Here is a 20,438-nt window from a genome sequence, read left to right on the forward strand (position 1 = left end):
ACGGGCCGCGGTGCGACGACGGTCGGCGGGCCTGGGCGGCGTTCCCGCGTCCGGACGCGGAAGCCTTCCACCTCGGCGATCACCTCACCGCTGTCGACGTCGACCAGCCACAGGTCGAACACATGCACGCCGGCCGGTTTCCCGGTGGCCACCGGACGCGCGTGGACGTACGCCGTCCCGGTGACCGGAGCGCGCACCGTCAACGCCGCGATCGCCATCGGGAGGTGACGGGCGGCCCCCGGGTCGGCCGACAGCAGCGGGAAGGCGGCGGCCTGGCAGGCGCCGTCCAGCAGCGCCGGGTGCAGGACGTGGCGCTGGTCGGGGTCCTCCCCGTCCGGCAGCCGCAGCTCCGCGACGGTCTCTCCGTCCCGGCTCCACACCCGCCGGACCGTGCGGTACGACGACCCGTACTCGTAGCCGTGGGCCCGGTAGCGGCGGTAGAACTCGTCGGCCGCCAGCCCGTCGCGGGCGAGCCGCGAGTCGAGGTCGTCCGGCCGGTAACGCAGCGCGGGACGCCGCCAGTCGGCGGTCGCCGGTTCGGCGCGCCCCTGCGCGAGCGGGTCGTCCGCACCGGCCCGGACCTCGAAGCGCCGGTTTCCCCGCTCGTCGGGCTCGCCCAGCTCCGCCCGTACGGTCATCGGCCGGGCCGGCGCGAGGGCCGGCCAGACCAGGTCCCGCAGCACCGTCCGGTAGGGCGAGGTCCCGGCGGTCAGCAGCGCCTCGTACACCAGCTCCGGGTGGAACGCGGCGGGCAGCAGCGGGTTCCCGTCGACGACGTGGTGGGCGAGCCAGTGCGACGTCTCGTCGAGCCGGACGCCCACCGTGTGCGCGAGGGGCACCCGCACCGTGTCGGCCAGCGGAAGACGGGTGGGTCGTTCCGCCGGTTCCGCCGGTTCCGCCGGGCCGGGCAGCACCATGCGCCGGCGGTCGAGGGGGGTGGTGGGCAGCGGCACCCGCCGCCCCGGGCCGACCGCCTCGTGCGCCCGCCCGTCCCGCACCCAGTCCCGGTCCACGGGCTCGGCGTGGGTGAGGTCGGCGGCGGTCACCAACGCGGGGTGGTCGCGGCCCTCCGCGAGCGCGTCGAGCGCCTCCCGCAGCCGGCGGTGGTCGTCGGCGCGGATGGCGGCCCGGTGGGGCCAGGCCCGCCGGCCGACGCTGAGCGTGTACGCCAGGTCGACCAGGGACACCGGAGGCCGCAGCAACGCCTCGACGCCGGGTTCGGGGGCGAGCGCGTCACTCAGGTCACGTGCGACGGCGCGCAGTCGCTGCGGGTCGGGGGCGGAGAGCGGCACGAGAACCGGTGTCGCCGGCGGGTGGGGCGGACCGACGTCGACCGGCTGGTGCTCCTCCAGCACCACATGGGCGTTGGCGCCGCCGGCGCCGAAGGAGCTGACCGCGATGCGCCGGGGCACCGGCACTCCCCGGTCGTCGGTGCGCCGCACCCACCGTTCACCACGCTGCTGGATGTGCAGGGGCACGCCGTCGGTGTCGAGCCGGGGGTTGGGCCGCTCGGCGTGCAGGGTGGGCACCAGGCGGCCGTGGCGGAGCTGGAGGATGGCCTTGGTCAGTCCGGCGATGCCCGCCGCCGCCTCGCTGTGCCCGATGTTCGACTTGACCGAGCCGACCCGCAGCGCTCCGTGCGGGCGTTGCCCGGCGAAAGCGCTGGCCAGCGCCCGCAGCTCGATCGGGTCACCCAGGTCGGTGCCGGTGCCGTGCGCCTCGACGTAGTCGACGGTGTCGGGATCGACGCCGGCCCCGCGCAGCGTGGCGTCGATCAGCGCGGCCTGGGCCAGCGGGTTCGGCACCGTGTAGCCGCCCGCCCCGCCGCCGTGGTTCAGGCCGGTGCCCCGGATCACCGCGTAGATGCTGTCGCCGTCGGCCTGCGCCGCGTCGAGTCGTTTGAGGACCACCGCCCCGACGCCCTCACCGGGCACGAACCCGTCAGCGCCGGCCCCGAACGCCCGGGTCCGGTCGCCCCGGGACGGCATGCGCAACGCGCAGAGCCCGGCGAACCGGTCGGGGTGCAGGTAGAGGTTGACCCCGCCGGCCAGCGCCAGGTCCGCCTCGCCGTCCTGCACCGCCCGACACGCGAGGTGCAGCGCGGTGAGCGAGGAGGAGCACATGGTATCGACGGTCATGCTCGGCCCGCTGAGATCCAGGGCGTGGGAGACCCGGTTGGCCACCGAGGCGGCGGCGGTCACGGCGTACTCGGGGTTGTCCGCCCCCGCCAGCCACGCGTCGTGCTGCGCGATCAGGTGGCTGTTGGCGGTGACCCCGGCGAAGACCCCCACCCGCGGCCCGGTCCCGGTCCGACCCGGCAGCCAGCCCGCGTACCCGGCGGTTTCCAGCGCCTGCCACGCGATTTCGAGGAAGAGCCGCTCCTGCGGATCCATGAGGGCGGCGTCCCGTGGGGTGATCCGGAACAGTGCCGGGTCGAACCGGTCCCAGTCGTCCAGGAAGCAGCCCCACCGGGCGTAGCCGCCACCGAGGGTACGGGCGGCACGCCAGTCCCAGCGGTCGGCCGGCACCTCGCTGACCGGTGTCGTGCCGGCCGAGAGCAGTCGCCAGAAGGCGTCGACGTCGCGGGCCCCGGGATAGCGACCGGCCAGGCCGATCACGGCGACCGCCGGACGGCCACCCGAGTGGCCGTCGACCGCGGTCGACCGCCCGGCCAGCGGACGCGCCGACCCGACCGTCACCGCCGACCCGACCGTCACCGCCGGCTCGACGGTCACCGTCGGCGCGGGCCGGGGGTGCGCGACGGCCGCCGGTTCCGTCTCCGCCAGCCACCGCGCCAGCCGGCGCGGGGTGGGGCTCTCGAACAGCACCGTGGACGGGACCGCCCGGTCCGGGAAGCGGGTACGCAGGATCGCGGTGAACTCCACGGTGAGCAGGGAGTCCACGCCCAGGGCGGGAAAGTCGCTGTCCGGGTCGAGCTGCTCCGGCCGCTGTCCGGTCAGGTCCGCCACGATCGCGATCAGCTCCGGCAGCAGGTGCTCCGGGTCGCCCGCCACGGTCACGCCGCCCGGCGTCTCCGTCGGCTGCCCCGGTTCCGGCCGGTCGTCGGCCGGCGCACGGCAGTCCAGCAGGGCCACGCACCCCGGCGCGTCCCGCACACCGGTGGTCGCCGCCAGTTCCCAGCCGTGCTGGGTCAGCAGGGCCCGCCAGCGCGGCACGTCGAGCAGCGGCCCCCGCGGCAGCCGGCGTTCCGCGTCGGTGTGGCGCCACCACCCGTCGGTCAGCCCGAAGGTGATCGTGTAGACGGCCGCCGGCGCGACCATCTCGACCAGGAACAGGCGGCCGGCGGGCACCAGCAGCTCGGCCACGTGGGCGATCGTCTCGGCCAGGTCGCGGGTGGCGTGCAGCACGTTGCTGGCGACCACCAGGTCGTAGTGGTGCGGGGTGAAGCCCTGCGCCTGCGGGCTCCGTTCGATGTCCAACAGGCGGGGCAGCACGCGGTCGGCGAAGCGACGCCGGGCGTGGTGCAGGAACGACCGGGAGAGGTCGGAGTACGTGTACTCCACGTCCGGCACGCCGTGCCGCTCGATCGCGTCGAGCACCGCGGCGGTGGTGCCACCCACACCCGCGCCGATCTCCAGGATCCGGGGCGGACGGCCGGTCGCGGCACGGATCCGGGCGGCCGCCTCGGCCACCGCCTCGGCGGCCGCGTCGTTCGCCGGGTCGAAGAGCCGGTTCCCCCGGTAGACGGCCTCGACGGCGTCGAGGGCGCCGTCGGGGAAGAGCACCCCGGTGGCGGGGGTCTCCCCGCGCAGGACCGGGCCGTACGCGGCGAGCGCCCGATCCAGCAGCTCGACGTGACCGCGAAGGTCGGGATGGGCGGTGAGCAGGTGGGCGCGCAGGCCGGCCACCCGGTCCGGGTCGAGCACGGTGCGCCGGTCGTCGACCGGCAGGTCCAGCAGGGCCGCCAGCAGCGGGCGGTGCGCCGGCACCACGCCGAGTGTCCCGGCGGCGGCCGACGGGTCGGCCCCGGCCGGATCGACGCCCAACTCGGTCAGCCGTCGGGCCAGTGCGGCACGCGCGTACCGGTCGAGGTCGTACGCCGCGTCCCCGTCCGGTGCCGGCCGGGTGAACGGCCGTAGCGGCTCGGGGTCGCCACTGACCGCGACGACGTGCGGGGCGCTGCCGGAAACACCCGCCTCCAGGGCCCGCAGTCCCTGCGCGGGAGTGAAGTCGGTCAGGCCGGGATACTGCCGCCGGACGTGCGGGGCGTAGCGCCGGGCAAGGCCGGTGTCGCGCCACAGTCCCCAGTCGAACGCCCGGACGACCAGACCGTCGGTCCCGTCGGTCGCGGCGGCGTAGTGACCGAGGAACGCGTTGGCCGCCGCGTAGTTGAGGCCGCCCGCGCTGCCGAAGAGCCCGGCGACGGACGAGAAGAGGACGAGCTGGGTACCGGGCCGGCCCCGCACCGCGGCACGCAGGTACAGCAGGGCATTCACCTTGGTGTCGAGCACCCGGTCCAGGTCGGCCTCGGTCAGCTCGCGCAGCGGCGCGTCGCGCACCGACCCGACGCTGTGCAGCACGCCGTCGGGCTCACCGAGGACCGCCCGGCACTCGGCCAGCACCGCGCGCACCGCGGCCTCGTCGGCGACGTCCGCGCTGACGTATCGCGCCTGCCCGCCCGACGCCCGCAGCTCCGCCAGGAGGGCCCTGCTCGCCTCGTTCTCCGCCGACCGCCCGACCAGCAGCAGGGACGCCCCGTACCGGGCCGCCAGGTGACGGGCCACCTCGGCGCCGATCCCGCCCGCGCCACCGAAGAGCAGGTAGACGCCGCCGGTGCGGAATCCGGGAGTGTCGTCGGCGGGGCCGGACTCGGTGAACACCTGGCGGTAGCGGCACCGGTCCCGCAGGGCCACGAGTGGGGCGGTCACACCGCAGGGCTCGACCGCGGCCGCCGCCAGCGCGTCGCCGGCCGTCCCCGGCCCGCCGGCGCCGCCGACGGTCGCGTCCTCGGGCAGGTCGATCGCGGCGACCGTGACCGTCGGAGTCTCTCTCGGCACCGAGCGCAGGGCCCCGACAAGCGCGCCCTGAAGGGCCGCGCCGGGCGACGGTGCTCCGGCCGGCGGCGCGGTCAGCCCGGTGGTGACCACCCGCAGCTCGGCGGGGACCGCCGCCCGGTGCAGGGTCTGGGCCACGGTCAGCAGTGCGGCCAGCCAGCGGCGCAGGCTCGACGCGCCGGACCGGTCCTCGTCCCACCGGGCTCCGCCGACGAGGAGGAGCACCGACACCGGCCGGTGGTCCGGGTCGCCCACCGCGTCGGCGAGCCGCTGCCGGTCGAGGCCGCCGGGCCCGACCAGGATGCCGTTTCCCGCGTCGACGAACGGGGCGGCGAGAGAGACGGTGTGCTGGTCGTAGAGCACCACGGTCGGGGTGGGCGGGTGGGCCGACGATGCGGGCGCGGGCTGCGCCACCCACCGCGGCGAGAACAGGCGCACCGGTTCGTCGGCGTCGGCCGGCGGCTCGCCGGGCAGGGGCAGCAGACGCAGTCCCCGCACCCGCAGGACGCGACGGCCCCGGTCGTCGACGGCGTCGAGGTCCACCGTGAAGCCGCCACCGGCGGACTCCGTGCGACGCAGCACGAGGTCCGCCGCGTCGGGCACGGCTCCGCTCCAGGACAGCCGTCCGATGGCCGCCGCGACGTGCGGGCCCTCGGCGTCGAGCAGGACGCAGGAGGTCTGCAGGGCCGCGTCCAGCCAACCGACCCGCCGGGTCCGCGCGTCGCCGGCCGGGGCGCCGATCGTGGCGGACGCCGTCGTCCCGGTACGCCGGGCGTCGGTCACCACCCGGTAGGCCGGGCCGACCTCGACGCCGTTGCGGGCCAACACCACCGCGAGGTCCACCGCCCGACCGGCGTCGCGGTCGAGCGGATCGACGGGCAGGACAGCGGGCGGCTCGGGATCGACGGCGCCCCGGGCGCACACCCGCCCCTCGTGGGTCACCGTCACGGTGCCGTCGGCGTCCGTGACGTGCCGGTGCAACCGGAGCGACCCGTCGATCGGCACCCGGTTCGGCAGCCGGATCTCGCGCAGCGCCATCGGCCCACCGCCGGCCATCGCGTCCAGCAGCAGGGCTCCCGCGGCGGTCGTCCGGCCCCCGACCCGGTGCTCCGTGAGGGGATGGCGGGCGGGCAGCACCACCTGGTCGGCCGCTGCCGGGTCCGGCCCCGCCGCGGCGTCCGACCCCGGTCGCGCCGGCAACCAGAAGGCCTCACCCCGGAACGGGTACGGCACCAGCGGGATGCGCCGGGGCGGCACGCCCGGCCACCGCGCGCCCCAGTCCACGACACCGCCGCGCAACCACTCCCGCAGGGGTTCGCATTCCGCCGGATCCGACAGCCGGTCCAGCGCGGCCGGATGCGCCACGGTCGCCACCGCGGCATCGGGCCGGTCGGCCGCGACGGAACGGGCGGCGGCGACCAGTTCCGTGGTGTCCCGTGCGACGATCAGCATCCGGTGGGGCAGATGCCGACGCCCGTGCTGAAGCGACCAGCCCACCTGCGCGAGGTCCGGTCGGTCCCGCTCGACGACGTCGACGAGGCCGGTCGCCAGCCGCACCATCGCCTCGGGGGTCGCCGCGGACAGCGGGACGATCACCGGGCCGGCCTCGGCTCCGGCCGGACCGGGTTCGGCGGCCGGCGCCTCCTCCAGCACCGCGTGGGCGTTGCTGCCACCGAACCCGAACGCGCTCACCGCCGCCCGTCGGGGCGGGGAACCGGGGGTACGCCCCCAGTCGACGCTCCGGTCGGCGACCGTGAGCGGGGTGCCGGCCAGGTCGATGTGCGGGTTGAGACTCGTGAAGCTCGGTGTGGCGGGTATCCGCCCGTGCCGGAGCACCTGCACCGCCTTGATCAGGCCGGCCATCCCGGCGGCGGCCTCCAGGTGGCCGATGTTGGCCTTGGCCGACCCGATCCAGAGTCGACCGCCCGGCCCGGCCGCCCGGTCCGGGGTGCCGTCGGGCTCGGTGGTCAGCACCTCACGCAACGCGTTCAGCTCGATCGGGTCACCCAGCGGCGTCCCCGTGCCGTGGGCCTCCACGAAGCCGAGATCGGCGACGCGGATGCCGGCCCGGTCCAGCGCCGTGCGCACCAGGCCCGTCTGCGCGACGGGATTCGGTGCGGTCAGCGCCGCGGCCCGTCCCCCGTGGTTGACCGCGGTGCCGCGAAGCACGGCCAGCACTGGGGTGCCGGCCGCGACCGCCCGGCGAAGCGGGGTGAGCACCACCCAACCGGCGCCCTCGCCCCGGACGAAGCCGTCGGCCGCCTGGTCGAAGACCCGGCTGTCACCCTGCGGGGACAGCATCCCGGCCCGGTGGAAGGCGGAGTTGTTGAACCCGTTGCTCAGCAGGTTGACCGCGCCGACGAGGGCGACCTCACAGTGGCCCGCGCGGATCGCCGACTCGGCGAGCGCGAGCGCCGTCAGCGCCCCGGAGCAGGCCGTGTCGACCGTGATGCTCGGGCCGGTGAAGTCGTAGAAGTGGGAGATCCGGTTGGCCAGGAAGGCGGGGAACGTGCCCACGGTGGCGTACCCGTCGGCGGCGTCCCGGGTGACGAGTTGTTCGCGGTAGTCGTAGCTGCACGCCGCGGCGTAGACCCCCACCGGTGTCGAGGCCAGGTCGTCGGGGTTCAGCGCCGCGCTCTCCAGCGCCTGCCAACTCAGTTCGAGCAGGATGCGCTGCTGCGGGTCCATCGAGGTGGCCTGCCGGGGGGTGATCCCGAAGAAGTCGGCGTCGAAGAGGTCGATCCGGTCCAGGAAGCCGCCCCGGAAGCCCTCCGGCACCGGGGTGGGGAAACGTCCCGGCGGCGCGTCGGTGATCCGGCATCCGGCATCGCGCAGCAACGCCCAGTACGCTTCCGGGTCGTCCGCCCCGGGGAACCGGCAGGACATCCCGACGATGGCGAGAGCGTCGTCCCCGGCGATGTCGCCGGCCGGGGCGGCCGGTCGGGCCGTCGGCGCCGCCTCGTCCGTATCGGGGGACGCCGGCAGCAGGCTGAGCAACGCGGTCAGGGTGGGGTGACGCCAGACCGCGGTGGCCGGCACCCTGACCTCGAACTCACGACCCACCTCGCGGGCCAGCCGGAGCGCCGCGGCGGAGTGGAAACCCTGCTCCCCGAGGGGGCGCTCCGGATCCACCGGGTGTCCCACGATCGACGCGGCGATCTCGGCCAACCGGGGCAGCGCCGCCACGGCACCGTGGGGACGGGTTCGGGCCGGCGGCGTCCCGGCGGCCGGTGCCGGACCCGCCGCCGAAAGCGCGACCCGCAGACCGTCGAGGAACCGGGCGGCCTCGTGTCCGTTGAGGACGGTGTGGTCGAAGGCGAGGACCATCCGGCGCACCGGCTCCGGGCGGGTGAGGTCCGGGGCCCCGAGGAAGAGCGTGGCGGTGGCCGGCGACACCACCACCGGTACGGCGAACGTCGTCGCCTCGTCCCCGAGGTGGGAGACCATGAGGGTGACCTGTCCGTCCGCCTGCGAATGCCCGGCCAACGCGCGCTCGACGGCCTCGACGTAGCACCTGTCGAACTCGGCGTCGTCGAGCAGATCCGCCTCGCGCACCACGCCGATCGTCAGGTCCTCGTCCTCGGTGGAGCAGGCGATCCCGAGGTGCACGCGGTCGTAGACGCGCAGCCGGTCGCCGCTCAGTCGACGGGAACGCAGCCGGGGGAAGCCCGCGGCGACCCGTGCCGTGATCCGCGCGAAGACCTGGAAGGCGGTGCTGAAGCCGTCGCTGCCCGGTCGAGACCGGGCCGCCCGGTCGAACAGATCGGCGGCGACCTCGGTGGCGACGACCGCGGGCACCACGTCGCCGCTTCCGGCGCGCAGGGCACGGTTGAGCTGACGCTGCCGATCGCTGAGAGACACGTCGGTGAAGGCCGTACCCGTGGGGGCCGTCGCCTCGTCGTCACCGGTCGCGGCCTCGGCCGCGGGCATCACGGCCGGCCGCGTCCCGGTCAGGTACCGGTCGACGTCGGCGGGCAACAGGGTGGTGCCGGCCGCCGGGATCGACGCCAGCACCGTGTCGTCAAGTCCGAGGCGGCGGGCGTGCGCACGGGTCCGGGGCGGGATCCGGACGCCGACCCCGGCGGCGGCCGGATCGGCGGCGGCCGGATCGGCGGCGGCCGGATCGGCGGCGGCGGCGGCGGGACCGTCCTCGTCCGCAGCGGCGGATCGGTCGGCGGCGGCGGGTGCCGACCGCGTCGGCGCGGGGCGGTCGGCGGCCGCCGCGGTGTCGGATGTGTCCGCCGGCTCGCCGGAGGAGTCGTCGCCGGCCGGAGCCGTGGTGGCCCCGCGCGGCTGGAGTTCGGCGACCGCACCGCCGATCGGCACGGTCTGCCCCTCCTCGACCAGCCAGGCGACCAGCCGCCCGGCCATCGGAGACTCGATCTCCAGTGCCGCCTTGTCGTGCTCCATCTCGTAGAGCGGTTCGTCCTTGGCCACGGTGTCGCCCGGCTGCTTGAGCAGGCACAGAATCCGTACCTCGACGATGCCCTCACCGAGCTGCGGAACGGTCAGCGTGGTCGTCGGGACCCCGGTCATCGCAGCACCGATCGGATGGCCTCGACCACGTCGTCGACCGCGGGCAGCACGGCACGCTCCAGATCGGGATGGAAGGGGACGTGCACGTCGTCGCGGGAGACGAGCCGGGGCGGGGCCAGCAGCGAGTAGAAGTCGTCGTCGTCACCGAGCAGCTCGGCCACGAGACCGGCGCCGAAGCTGCTGGTCTTGTTGTCCTCCTGGACGACCACCAGCCGACCGGTGCGACGCAGGGAGGCGGAGACCGTCGCGCGGTCCAGCGGCACCAGCCACCGCAGGTCGACCACCTCGACGGCGACCCCGTCGACCGCGAGGACGTCGGCGGCCGCCGTTCCGAGTTCCGTGCCGTTTCCCCAGGTCACCACCGTGACGTCGGCACCGGTACGCAGCAGTCGGGCACCGTGGACGGCAACCGGCGCCGACTGCGGCTCGACCGAGCGGCGCATCAGGTGTTTCGGCAGCAGCAGCAACGTGGGGTCGGGCGCCTGGATCGCCTCCAGGAAGATCGCTTCCGTGTCCTCCGGCGTGGCGAGTACCACCACCCGGAGGCCGGGAAGGTGGGTGAAGAGGCTCTCGTTGCTCTGGCTGTGCCAGATGCCGCCCCCGGGCAGGTAGCCGCCCCACGGGGCGTACATCACCACCGGGCACCGCCACTCGGACGCCGTGCGCCACCGCAGCGTGGTCAGTTGCGCGGCGATCTGGTTCCACGCGGGTCCGGCGAAGTCGATGAACTGCAACTCCACCACGGGTCGCATCCCGCTCGCGGCGAGACCGACGGCGGTGCCCACGATGGTGGCCTCCGCCAGCGGTGAGTTCGACAGCCTCCGTCCGGCCAGCGCGCCGAGGCCCTTGGTGAAGCCGAAGACGCCGCCCTTCGGATCCTCGATGTCCTCCCCGAACAGGACCATCTCGGGAAGGCGCTCAAGTCCCGTACGGAGCGCTCGGTTGACCGCTTCGACCATCGTGCCGCCGCACGGTCGTGGGGGTGGCGGCGCCGCCCGTTCCGTGGGCGCGGCGAAGAGGTGGTCGACCGCGTCGTGGTGATCACCGGTCGGCTCCGTGGCCACCCGGTCGAAGACCTCCTCGACGCTGCCGGCCAGGCGCGCCCGGGTCCGTTCCACCCAGGCGTCGTCGATCACGCCCCGGGCGAGCAGCCGTCGGGTGAAGATCTCGACCGGGTCGCGCATGGCGGCCAGTTCCTCCGGGGACCGGTAGACACGTTGGTCGTCGGAGGACGTGTGCGAGTCGAGGCGGTCCAGGACGCACCACAGCACCACCGGTCCGTCGCCTCCCCGCACGGCCGGAAACACGGTGCGGGCCGCCGCGTGGACGGCGTCGGGGTCGGAGCCGTCCACCACCCGGGTGATCTTCTCCGGCAGCAGGCCCAGCCGCCAGGCGGAGAGGTGTTCGGTGGAGGTGCTGATGCCGTACCGGTTGTCGGAGACCAGGAACACGACGGGCAGGCACCGCTCGACCGCGAAAGCCACCGCTTCGAAGAACTCCCCCTGCCGGGTGGCGGCGTCCCCGACCGAGCACACCACCAACCGCTGCTCGCCCCGCATCACCGCCGCCCAGGCCGCGCCGGCGGCTGGCAGGCACTGGCTTCCGGTGGGGCTGGCCAACGAGAAGACGTTGCCCGGGCGATGACTGAAGTGGGAACTCATGTTGCGGCCGGCCGAATGCGACTCGCGCTTGGCCATCAGGTCGCGGGCCTGCCCCTCGACGTCCAGGCCGCGTGCCAGCATCAGCGTGCGATCCCGGTAGTGGGGGAAGAGCAGATCGTCGGGATCCATCCACTCGCAGACGGCGGCCAGCGCTTCGTGCCCGGCCGAGGAGATGTGGAACCACGCCTTCCCCTGCCGAAGGACTATTCCCGCCCTTCGGTCACACTCCCGGGAAAGCATCATCTGTTCCAGAAATGCGACGCGGCGCTCCGCGGAGACACCCCCGTCGAGGCTTTCCAGCGACTCTCCGGCCACCTCGTCCACGCCTTCCGACTTGTGCGTCACGCCCACCGGGTCGGCCTCGGACACAATGAGCCTCCACGATCGTCGGAACGTTCGACAGAACTGTCGCCACACGCAACTCTGGGCAACCGGGAAGGATTTCTCAATCGCTCGCGATGATGCGTTTCGCGGTACCGCGCCGACTCGTTCTCGCTCCGTGCGGGGTGTACGGACCGCGTGTCGGGCGATGGTCTAGTCCCTGCGGACCACCGCGATCGGCCTCCCTCCCCCCAGGAGGGAGAGCACGGCGGTCACGCCTGCCTCCGGCGGAGTACACGGCCGCGCGGACGGTGGTGGCGGCAGGGGGGCGGGACGGGTGGCGGGACACGGTGGACCCGGCGGGATGCGTGGCGGGCAGACCGGCGCGCGGGCCGGCGGCGTACCGGCGCCGAGGGTGGGGTGACCGCAGGTGGGGTGGAACGGGCGGTGAGCCGGTCAGTTCGGCGACATCGACCAGTTCACGGCGGCTCGTCCGGGGTCGGCGACCAGGATCGAATGTTGGAGTCGGCGCAGCCGGGCCGACGGCTCCAGGCCCAACTCCTGGACGAGGGTGCTGCGCAGCCGCTGGTAGACGCCGAGCGCCTCACCGCGCCGGCCCGNNNTTGACCAGGGCGGTCAACTCGCCGAGCAGTTCCCGGTATCGACCGAGGCGCAGGTCGGCATCTATGCGCTGGTCGACGGCGGACAGCCTGGCCTCTTCCAGTCGCTGCCGTTCGATCGTCAGCAGGCGGCCCGTACGCACGTCGGAGAACGCCGCCCCCTTCCAGAGGGAGAGCGCCCCGCGCAGTCGTCGGGACGCCCCGGAGAAGTCTCCGGCCGCGACCGCCCGGTAGCCGGAGGCGGCACGACGCTCGAACTCCTCGGCGTCCACGGCCCCCTCCCTGATCTGGAACTGGTATCCGCCCGGGAGGGTGGCCAGGATCTTCTTCGCCCTCTGCTGTCCGCCGTGCCCGCGCTCCGCGGCTGTGATCAACTCGCGCAGTTGCAGGACGTAGGTCTGGAGGGTGTTGCGCGCGCTGCGGGGAGGTTTGGCGCCCCAGAGTTCCTCGATCAGCGTGGACGGTGACACCACCTGGTTGGCGCGCATGGCCAGCAGCGCGAACACCTGTCGGGGCTTGGGTGCGGTCGGCAGGATGGAGATTCCGGCCATCTGCACGTCGAGCGCACCCAGCACGCTCACGTCGATCGGCGGCTCTTCCGCGCATGTCTCCACTAAGACCTCCTCGTCAATGCGTCGACTGGCAAGCACATCTCTCAATTGGTCGGCGGGCCCCGCCTCGTCGAGGAGAAGGGCCCTCATCCGGTCCGTGCGGACGAAGCACGGGATTCCCGTCGGAGCAATTTATTCCGCGGCATCACGACCTCACCGACAAACGACTTGGACATCGACCCTGACCGCAGACGCAAAGATCGGACCCCGTTCGCCGCCGAATCCACGCCACCGCCCACGACTACCGCGCGGGGCCATCCGGTCACTCGGCGCTAGTGTATCGAACGTCATCGCGCTCTGCAGCGACCGCGGAGGACGACCGACCCGGCTCGGACCGGACGGACGGTCAGCTCCGCGGCACGCGCACCCGGGCGGGTGCCGCGCACCGACGACCGCCGCCGCCGAGGTCACCGACGTTCCGCACCCGTGACACGCCGGCCCCGGGCCGCCGCCGGGTGGTCGACGGAAGCCGCCGGTGAACACCGTCTTACGAACCGTCATCGACCGACGGCGAATGCCCTGACCTGCACAGATCACGCGATCATCGCCGACGGTGGCATGTTGCGGACAGAAAGTTACAGCCCCGATGGAGATTTTGACAAGAAGTTGCCATCCGCGAGAGCCGACCGGAATCAGTGCCGTCGTACCGTCACCGGCATCCGCCGCGCACCGAACAAACCGTCCGGGTGGTACTCGATCTGCGCATCGGGTGTGATCCGCAGGTCCGCGAAGGCGTCGAGCACCGCCTCCAGCGCGACCCGGCCCTCCATCCGGGCCAACGGACCGCCCAGGCAGTAGTGGATGCCGTGGCCGAAGGCGATCTGCTGCTGGAGGCGGCGACGCGGATCGAAGCGTTCGGGGTCCGGGAACTGCCGTTCGTCGTGGTTGGCGGAGACGACCGACGCCATCACCATCCGGTTGGCCGGTACGGGGACGCCGCCGATCTCGGTCTCCCGGGTGGTCACCCGGGCCATCACCATGATCGGTGGGCGGTACCGCAGGACCTCCTCGATGACCTGGGGGATCCGCGAGCGGTCGGCGCGGACCTCGGAACCGATCCGTGGGTTCTCCTCGATGCAGAGCACCGTGTTGCTGAGCAGCAGCGAGGTCGAGATGTGTCCGGCCATCAGCAGCAGGCCGCCGAACTCCGTGATCTGACGGTCGGTCAACCGGTCGCCGTCCACCTCCGCGTCGACCAGGCGGGAGATCAGGTCCTCACCGCGACGCTTCCTGCGGTCCTCGACGTGCTGCTGCAGATAGGCGTGCATCTCGCGAAGCGGCGTCCGGACCATCTGCTGGTACTCGTCGCCGGACTCGTCGCCGAACTGCCGTTCCACCGCGTCGTCGACCTGCACCGACAGCATCCGCTCGGACCAACTGCGAAACAGCGACTGGTCCTCCACGGGAACACCCAGCAGTTCGGCGATCACCACGACGGGAAGCTGGAACGCGAAATCCCGCACCAGGTCGAACTCGTCGCCCGGCACGTCGCGAAGCATCTGGCCGGCGAGTTCCACGACGCGCGGTTCCAGCCCGGCCACGGTACGCGGGGTGAACGCCTGACTCACCAGACTGCGCAGCTTCCGGTGCATCGGCGGATCGATGACGGACAGGATCTCCTCGCTCAACGGGCTGGACTCCGGCCGCAGCCGGCCGAGTTCGGAGGAGAAGACCGTGTGGTCGGAGGCGACCGTCAGCACGTCGGCGTACCGGTAGACGTGCACCACCCCGTACGCGTCCTCCCGCACGGGCTGCTCGTCGCGCATGGTCCGCAGCCAGTCGAACAGCCGGTGTCCACCGTCGACCAGGCTCGGTGGAGTAGCGAGTGCGTCCTGCGTCATCGTCGGCTCCTTCAGCCTGGGCGAATCGTCCGTCGGCTCCAACCGGTGGGCGACCTTCGACCGGTCGCGGCACGAGGTGGAATCCTGGCCACTCCGGCTGACACGATGCTGATCGCCGCCTGAGCGCCACCGGGAACGTTCGGGTGAGCCCATGCCGATCGCCCTTCGCTCGAAGCGCGCCGAGCGCACGCCTCGCAGGTCGGCGAATCGGTCCGACGTCGTCGGTGACGGGCCCTTCACCCGGGTGGATCCTCCTGCGCGAACAGTTCGATCAGGGCTCGCGACAACCGTTGGTCGAGGAACGCGGCGATCGTGTCGGTGAACGCCGGCTCGCCGATCTGCGCCCGGAGGGCACGCAGCCGGGCGATGTCGATGTTGGTCTGCGGAGAGCCGATTTCCACCCGGATCACCAATGCTCGGCAGTGGAGACCTACCGCTTCCGTGTACTCGTTCGTCTCGGCACGCAGGACACCGAGCTGGCTGAGCGAGGTGGCGATGCCGGCTCGGTTGCCCAGTTCCTCTTCGATGGTCAGGGACTGCCGGTAGCGACGATCGGCCTCACCGTGATCACCCCGAGCCTGCGCGAGGATGCCGAGCTGGTGGTACGTGCTGGCCATGCCGGCCCGGTCGCTCAGCTCCTCGCTGATGGCCAGGGACTGCCGGTAGCGACGATCGGCGTCGACGTGATCACCCCGAGCCTGCGCGAGCATGCCCATCTGGTGGTAGCCAGTGGCCATGCCGGCCCGGCGGCCCAACTCCTCGCTGATGGCCAGGGACTGCCGGTAGCGACGTTCGGCCTCGTCGTAGTCACCCCGTAGGTGCGCGAGGATGCCGAGCTGACCGTAGCTGCTGGCCATGCCGGCCCGATTGCCCAACTCCTTCTCGATGATCAGGGACTGCCGGTAGCGGCGATCGGCCTCGTCGTAGTCACCCCGGTCCTGCGCGAGCATGCCCAACTGGTGGTAGCTGGTGGCCACGCCGACCCGGTCGCCCAACTCCTCCCTGATGGCTAGGGACTGCCGGTAGCGACGATCGGCCTCACCGTAGTCACCCCGAGCCTGCGCGANCTGGTGGCCATACCGGATCGGTTGCCTAGATCCTCCAGTATGGTCAAACTCTGTTGGTAGCGGCGTTCGGCCTCGTCGTAGCTCCCCTGGTCCTGCGCGAGGATGCCGAGCTGGTGATATGTGCTGGCCATATTGGCCCGGTTGCTCGACTTCTCCTTGATGGCCAGGGACTGCCGGTAGCGACGATCGGCCTCACCGTAGTCACCCCGAGCCTGCGCGANGTGTTGGCCATGCCGGCCCGGTCGCCCAACTCCTCGCTGATGGCCAACGACTGCCGGTAACGTCGACCGGCCTCGTCGTAGTCACCCCGAGCCTGCGCGAGGACGCCGAGCTGACCGTGACTGTTGGCCGTGCCGGCCCGGTGGCCCAACTCCTCGCCGATCGTCAGGGACTGCCGGTAGCGGCGTTCGGCCTCGTCGTAGTCACCCCGGGCCTGCGCGAGGATGCCGAGCTGGTGGACGAAGGCGGCGCCGGCGTAGCTGCCGGCGGGTACCCAGGTCAGGGTTTCCTGACACAGGGCGGTCTCCCAGTCCCAGGCGGCCCAGGTGTGAAGCTGGTCGCGGATGGTGAAACTGAGGGACACGGCGGCGTTCAGGTCTCCGGCGGCGTGGTGGTGGTAGCGGGCTTCGATCCGGTCGTACAGGTCGGAGCGGGGATCCTGTGGCCGGTGGTCGACCCGCCAGATGTGGTAGGCGGCGGCGCGCCGGTGCGCGGTGGCGGTCGCGTCGGGATGCAGCCGGCCCAGCGCGGTGGCGGTCCACCGGTGCACGAAGTAGTAGGCCGGACCGCCGTCGGGGTCGACGGTCGGAGTGAGCAGGCCGAGTGTGCGCAGGGTGTCGATCCGATCCGGGGCGACGGTGTCCTCGGCCAGCGGCGGTCGGCGCAGCGCGGCGATGTCGGCGGACAGTTGGCTGGCCTCGTCCGGGGTGTAGCCGAGGCTGGTGTGGTCGCCGGGGGCCTGGCCGGCGGGCACGGCGGCGAGTCTCCGGCTCAGCTCGGTCAGTCGCTGGTCCCGGTCGGGATCGTCGGGGAGGGGTTGAAGGGCGCTGGTCTGCCAGGCCAGAGCCAGTTCGTCGACCGGCTGCCGGTAGACCGCGGCGCCGATCAGCAGGTCCCGGGTGCCGGTGTCGAGCAGGCCGAGAAGTCGGTCGAGGAGGGTGTCGTTGACGGTCAGGGTGATCGCCTCGGCCAGGGCCCGCCCGACCAGGCCGTCGCGGTCGTCTCGCCCGGAGGAATGGTCGTGCAGGTCGGTGATCCACCGTTGCGGGTTCGGGATGCCTCGTTCGGCCAGCAACCGTTCGAGGCGGGCCGTGACGTCGCCGAACCGGGCGCGGCCACGGCGCAGCAGGGCGTCGAGGTATTCCAGCGTGCGCGGGTGGCCACCGACGTCGGTCCACGCCTGTTGCTGCTCGGCGGCGGTGAGCGCGTCGAGGCCGGGCAGCCGCCAGATCAGCTTGCGGGTCTCGGCCAGCGACAACGGGCCGAGATGGTGGTGGAGCAGGCGTCGGTCGGCGCCGTCGGGCAGGGCGAACCGGTAGCGGCTGGTGACCAGCAGTCGACACGTCGGCGGTCCGGCGACCCAGGCGGCCAACAACGCGGCGAGGGTCTCGTCGCGCACGAGTGCCGGCCCGTCGGCCTGTTCGTCGAGATTGGTTTCGAAGTTGTCGATCAGCAGGGTGACCGGCATCGTGGTCGGTTGGCGGGCCAGCACCCCGACGGCGGTGGCGAGGCGTTGCTGCCACGGCTCACCGGGTACCCTCAGGTATCCGGCCAACTGCCGCAGAGGGTGCGTGTCGGGCAGTTCGTCGGCGATCGCCCGGGTGAACAAGGCGTTCGCGAACGCCGCCAGGATCTGGTCGGCGCCGGTGGCCCCGACCACGGGCACGATCAGCCCGGCGTCGTCGCCGAGCAGCCGCAGCAGTTCCGCGGCCAGGCTCGACTTGCCGACCCCGCCGATGCCATGGACCACCACCCCGCTCTGCCGCTGCCCGCGCAGCACCGCCAGCAGCACGCGTAGGTCGGCGCGGCGGCCCACGAAGTCGCCGACCGGCCGCATCGGCACCCCGGCCGGCAGCACCGGCTCCGGCACCGGGGCCACCTCGCCGGGCGGAGCGGTCGGGTCGTACAGCGGCAGCGGCTCACCCCGGACGAACGCCACCGGTGTCGCCCACTCCACGAGCCGCCGGCCCGGGTCCCCCTCCGGTAGCGCCCGCCGGTCGGTCTCGATCTGCCTACGGGCGTGGGCCACCGCGTCGGCCACCACCGGCTCGGCGGCCATCGCCAGTTCCCGGTAGAGGCGGCCGGCGAACGACGCCGCGTACCGATCGGTCACCGCGGCGGTCATCGCCACCACCTGCGGCACCCCCGCCGCCAGCAGCTCCCGCGCCAGTCCGGGCAGCGCCGCCGCGCTCTCCCCGGGCGCCGCCCGGGCCGACAGCGCCGTCGAACAGCCCGCCAGGACGATCGCGGCCGGCCGGCGGTTCGGCGGGATCGCCGCGATCAACCGTTCGGCGGTGACCTCGTCCGGGCGTCCCCGCTCGTCCTCCAAAACCAGCCGGCCCGGGGCGGCGTGGCAGCAGACGTGCAGCACATGGAACCGCTCGGTCGTCAGCGCCTCGCGGATCGCGGCCAACGTGCCCAGGTTGAGTACCCGCACCTGAGCGGCGCTGTGCTTGCGGGCCGGCTCCACCGCGTCCAGCACCGTGGCCAGCTCACGTTCCACGTCCAGCAGCGCCCCGCCGTCCGCGCCTTCCGGACTGGCCAGCACCACCAGGATCCGCAACGGCCCCGGGATGGTCACGCCCGGCACCGTCGCGTCCTCGTCCACCGCCCGCAACACCTGCACCGGCTCGGTCAAGGCCAACGAACGATCCGCCCCCGGCAGGACCAGCGTCTCCCACGGCCAGTCCGCCACCTCGGCCTCGGCGCACACCGCCAGCCGCAGGGCGGCACCCTGCCCGCGCGCATCCGTGATCAACCCGGCCAACGCGGCGCCCACCGGATCAGCGGTGAACGCCTCCCCGAGCGCCACACCCACCTCCCGCAGCACCGGCGACACCGGGTCGGCCGCCGCCTCCCCACCACGGACCACCAGGTCGCCGCGGCGCCGGCCGAGCCGCTGGAGCTCATCGGCCTGAGTGGACACCCGCCGCAGCGCCCCGGTGGACGGCACCGACCGCACCGACCGGCTCTGATCCTGGTCGAGGACCACCACCCGAGACGTGCCGGCGGTGAGCCGGGCCCGCCGAACACCCTCGGGACGGATCCGGCTGCCCAGCGGCGACACCGGCACCGTCTCCGGTTGGAGCCGCTGCTCGCCGATCGCCGCGATGAGCTGCGCCACCCTCTTCTCGTAGACGTCGCCGTCGGCGTGCCGGAAGTCCACACAACGGCGGATGTCCAGGAACGCGGGCAGGCCCACGTCCTCGTGCAGCACCGGGATCAGCCGTCGGCCGTCCGTCAGCGCACGCTCGTACAGCGCGGCGTACTGATCCATCACCCTCGGCGAGGACATCGACGCCGGGCTGCACACCACCACCCCCGCCGCAGCCGTCTCGATGCCCTGCTCCTCGCGGTGGGTCACCACGTCCCCCGGCTGGATCTCCCATTCCTCGAAGAACACGCGGAAGCCCGCATCCCGCAACCGCCCGGACAGCACCCGCACCCACGCCTGGTCCGCCACGGCGTACGCGACGAAGACGTCGAACCGCTCACCTTCGGTCATCTCGCAGCTCCCGGGTTCCGCCCCGCCCTGGCTCCACTATGGCGGATCGGCGCCGCACCCAGATCAACCGTTCGAGGGAGTCGGTTACCGTACGTGTCATGGACGCTGCCGGGCTCGTCGTCGCCACGATCGGCACCCTCGCCGGTGTCGCCGGAGCGTGGTTCGCCTACGTCGCCGTCCGCGGCAGGACCCGCCGCCGGGGCAGCGGCGGTCCCACCACCGTCCCACCGACGGCGAACCGACCCTACGACGCGTTCCTGTCCCACGCCCCGGCCGACGAGGCACTCGCCGAACATGTCGCCCGCCACCTGCGGGCCCGGGGCCTACGCGTCTTCCTCACCAGATGGATCGACCTCGGCCTGATCAAGACCATCGAGAAGGAACACGCGCTCGACACCACCCGCACCGGCATCCTGTTGTTCAGCACCACCACGATGACCCAGCCGGAGATGCGCGACGACTACGCCGCCATCCTGCAACGCACCCACGACGGGGGCAGACGCTTCATCCCCGTCCTGGTCGAGCCGGTCGACCTGCCGCCCTACGCGAGAATCCGGCAGCCCCTCGACCTCACCGACGAACGCCACCACGACGCGAACCTCGACATCCTCGCCGCCGCGATCCGCCGAGCCTGAACCACCCGTCCGTCAGTGCTGCCCCGCTTCGGCGGGGGCCCNGAGGAGCGTGGCCGTGACGGCTGCGGCGGCGCTTCCCGGCGGCTGCGCCGGCCAGGTCAGGACCGCTCCGGCGAGCGGCTCCGGCCGGACGAACAGGATCGCGGCCAGGGTCCAGCCCAGCGGCGCGCACCAGGCGCGGGCGACGCCGATGGTCGCGGCGCCCAGCGCGGTCAGTCCGAGCAGCCCGGCCGCGTCGCGGACCACCAGCCAGGCGGGCCCGAACCGCGCGCCGGTCGCCAGCGTGACGGCCAGCGGCACCACGACGACCAGGAGCGCCGCGAGCAGGTGTGTCGCCCGGCGCGGCAGCCAGGCCCGGGCGGCCGTCCGGTCCAGGACGTCGTCGGGTCCACCGAGGGTGACGGTCA

The 20,438-nt window shown here is 73.3% G+C and carries 6 protein-coding genes and 2 pseudogenes; 1 reads left to right on the forward strand and 7 read right to left on the reverse strand.

Annotated features, from left to right (window positions below; all coding sequences use genetic code 11):
* From B1205_RS15455 to B1205_RS15485, 7 genes and pseudogenes are all read right to left on the reverse strand, one after another.
* Positions 1-9,551: SDR family NAD(P)-dependent oxidoreductase (locus B1205_RS15455; RefSeq protein ID WP_140158063.1), on the reverse strand; the 9,551-nt coding region annotated here is incomplete at its 3' end.
* Entirely contained in the window at positions 9,548-11,581 is a 2,034-nt protein-coding gene (locus tag B1205_RS15460) for an alpha-ketoacid dehydrogenase subunit alpha/beta (RefSeq protein ID WP_217809808.1), read from the reverse strand. The genes B1205_RS15455 and B1205_RS15460, both read right to left, overlap by 4 nt.
* A gap of 408 nt (positions 11,582-11,989) precedes the next feature.
* Positions 11,990-12,854 (reverse strand): annotated as a pseudogene (locus B1205_RS15465) (AfsR/SARP family transcriptional regulator).
* A 542-nt stretch (positions 12,855-13,396) separates the two neighbouring features.
* Entirely contained in the window at positions 13,397-14,605 is a 1,209-nt protein-coding gene (locus tag B1205_RS15470; RefSeq protein ID WP_089156258.1) for a cytochrome P450, read from the reverse strand.
* A 236-nt stretch (positions 14,606-14,841) separates the two neighbouring features.
* Positions 14,842-15,690: a tetratricopeptide repeat protein gene (locus B1205_RS15475; protein WP_254909995.1), complete on the reverse strand. Its 849-nt coding sequence runs from the start codon at positions 15,688-15,690 to the stop codon at positions 14,842-14,844.
* Positions 15,615-15,839, reverse strand: a complete 225-nt coding sequence (locus tag B1205_RS32985; protein WP_369597297.1) for a tetratricopeptide repeat protein — start codon at positions 15,837-15,839, stop codon at positions 15,615-15,617. Before B1205_RS32985 ends, B1205_RS15475 begins: the two co-directional genes overlap by 76 nt.
* Positions 15,840-15,919: 80 nt before the next feature.
* Positions 15,920-19,396: pseudogene (locus B1205_RS15485) on the reverse strand (CHAT domain-containing protein); the annotation flags it as partial.
* 98 nt (positions 19,397-19,494) lie between these two features.
* Here B1205_RS15485 and B1205_RS15490 point away from each other — a divergent pair.
* Positions 19,495-20,031 carry a toll/interleukin-1 receptor domain-containing protein gene (locus B1205_RS15490; RefSeq protein WP_089156262.1) on the forward strand — a complete coding sequence of 179 codons (537 nt, stop codon included), beginning with the start codon at positions 19,495-19,497 and terminating at the stop codon, positions 20,029-20,031.
* The last annotated feature ends 407 nt before the right edge of the window (positions 20,032-20,438 follow it).

The organism is Micromonospora sp. NBS 11-29, from assembly GCF_002140155.1.
In the GTDB taxonomy this organism is placed as follows: Bacteria; Actinomycetota; Actinomycetes; order Mycobacteriales; family Micromonosporaceae; genus Micromonospora.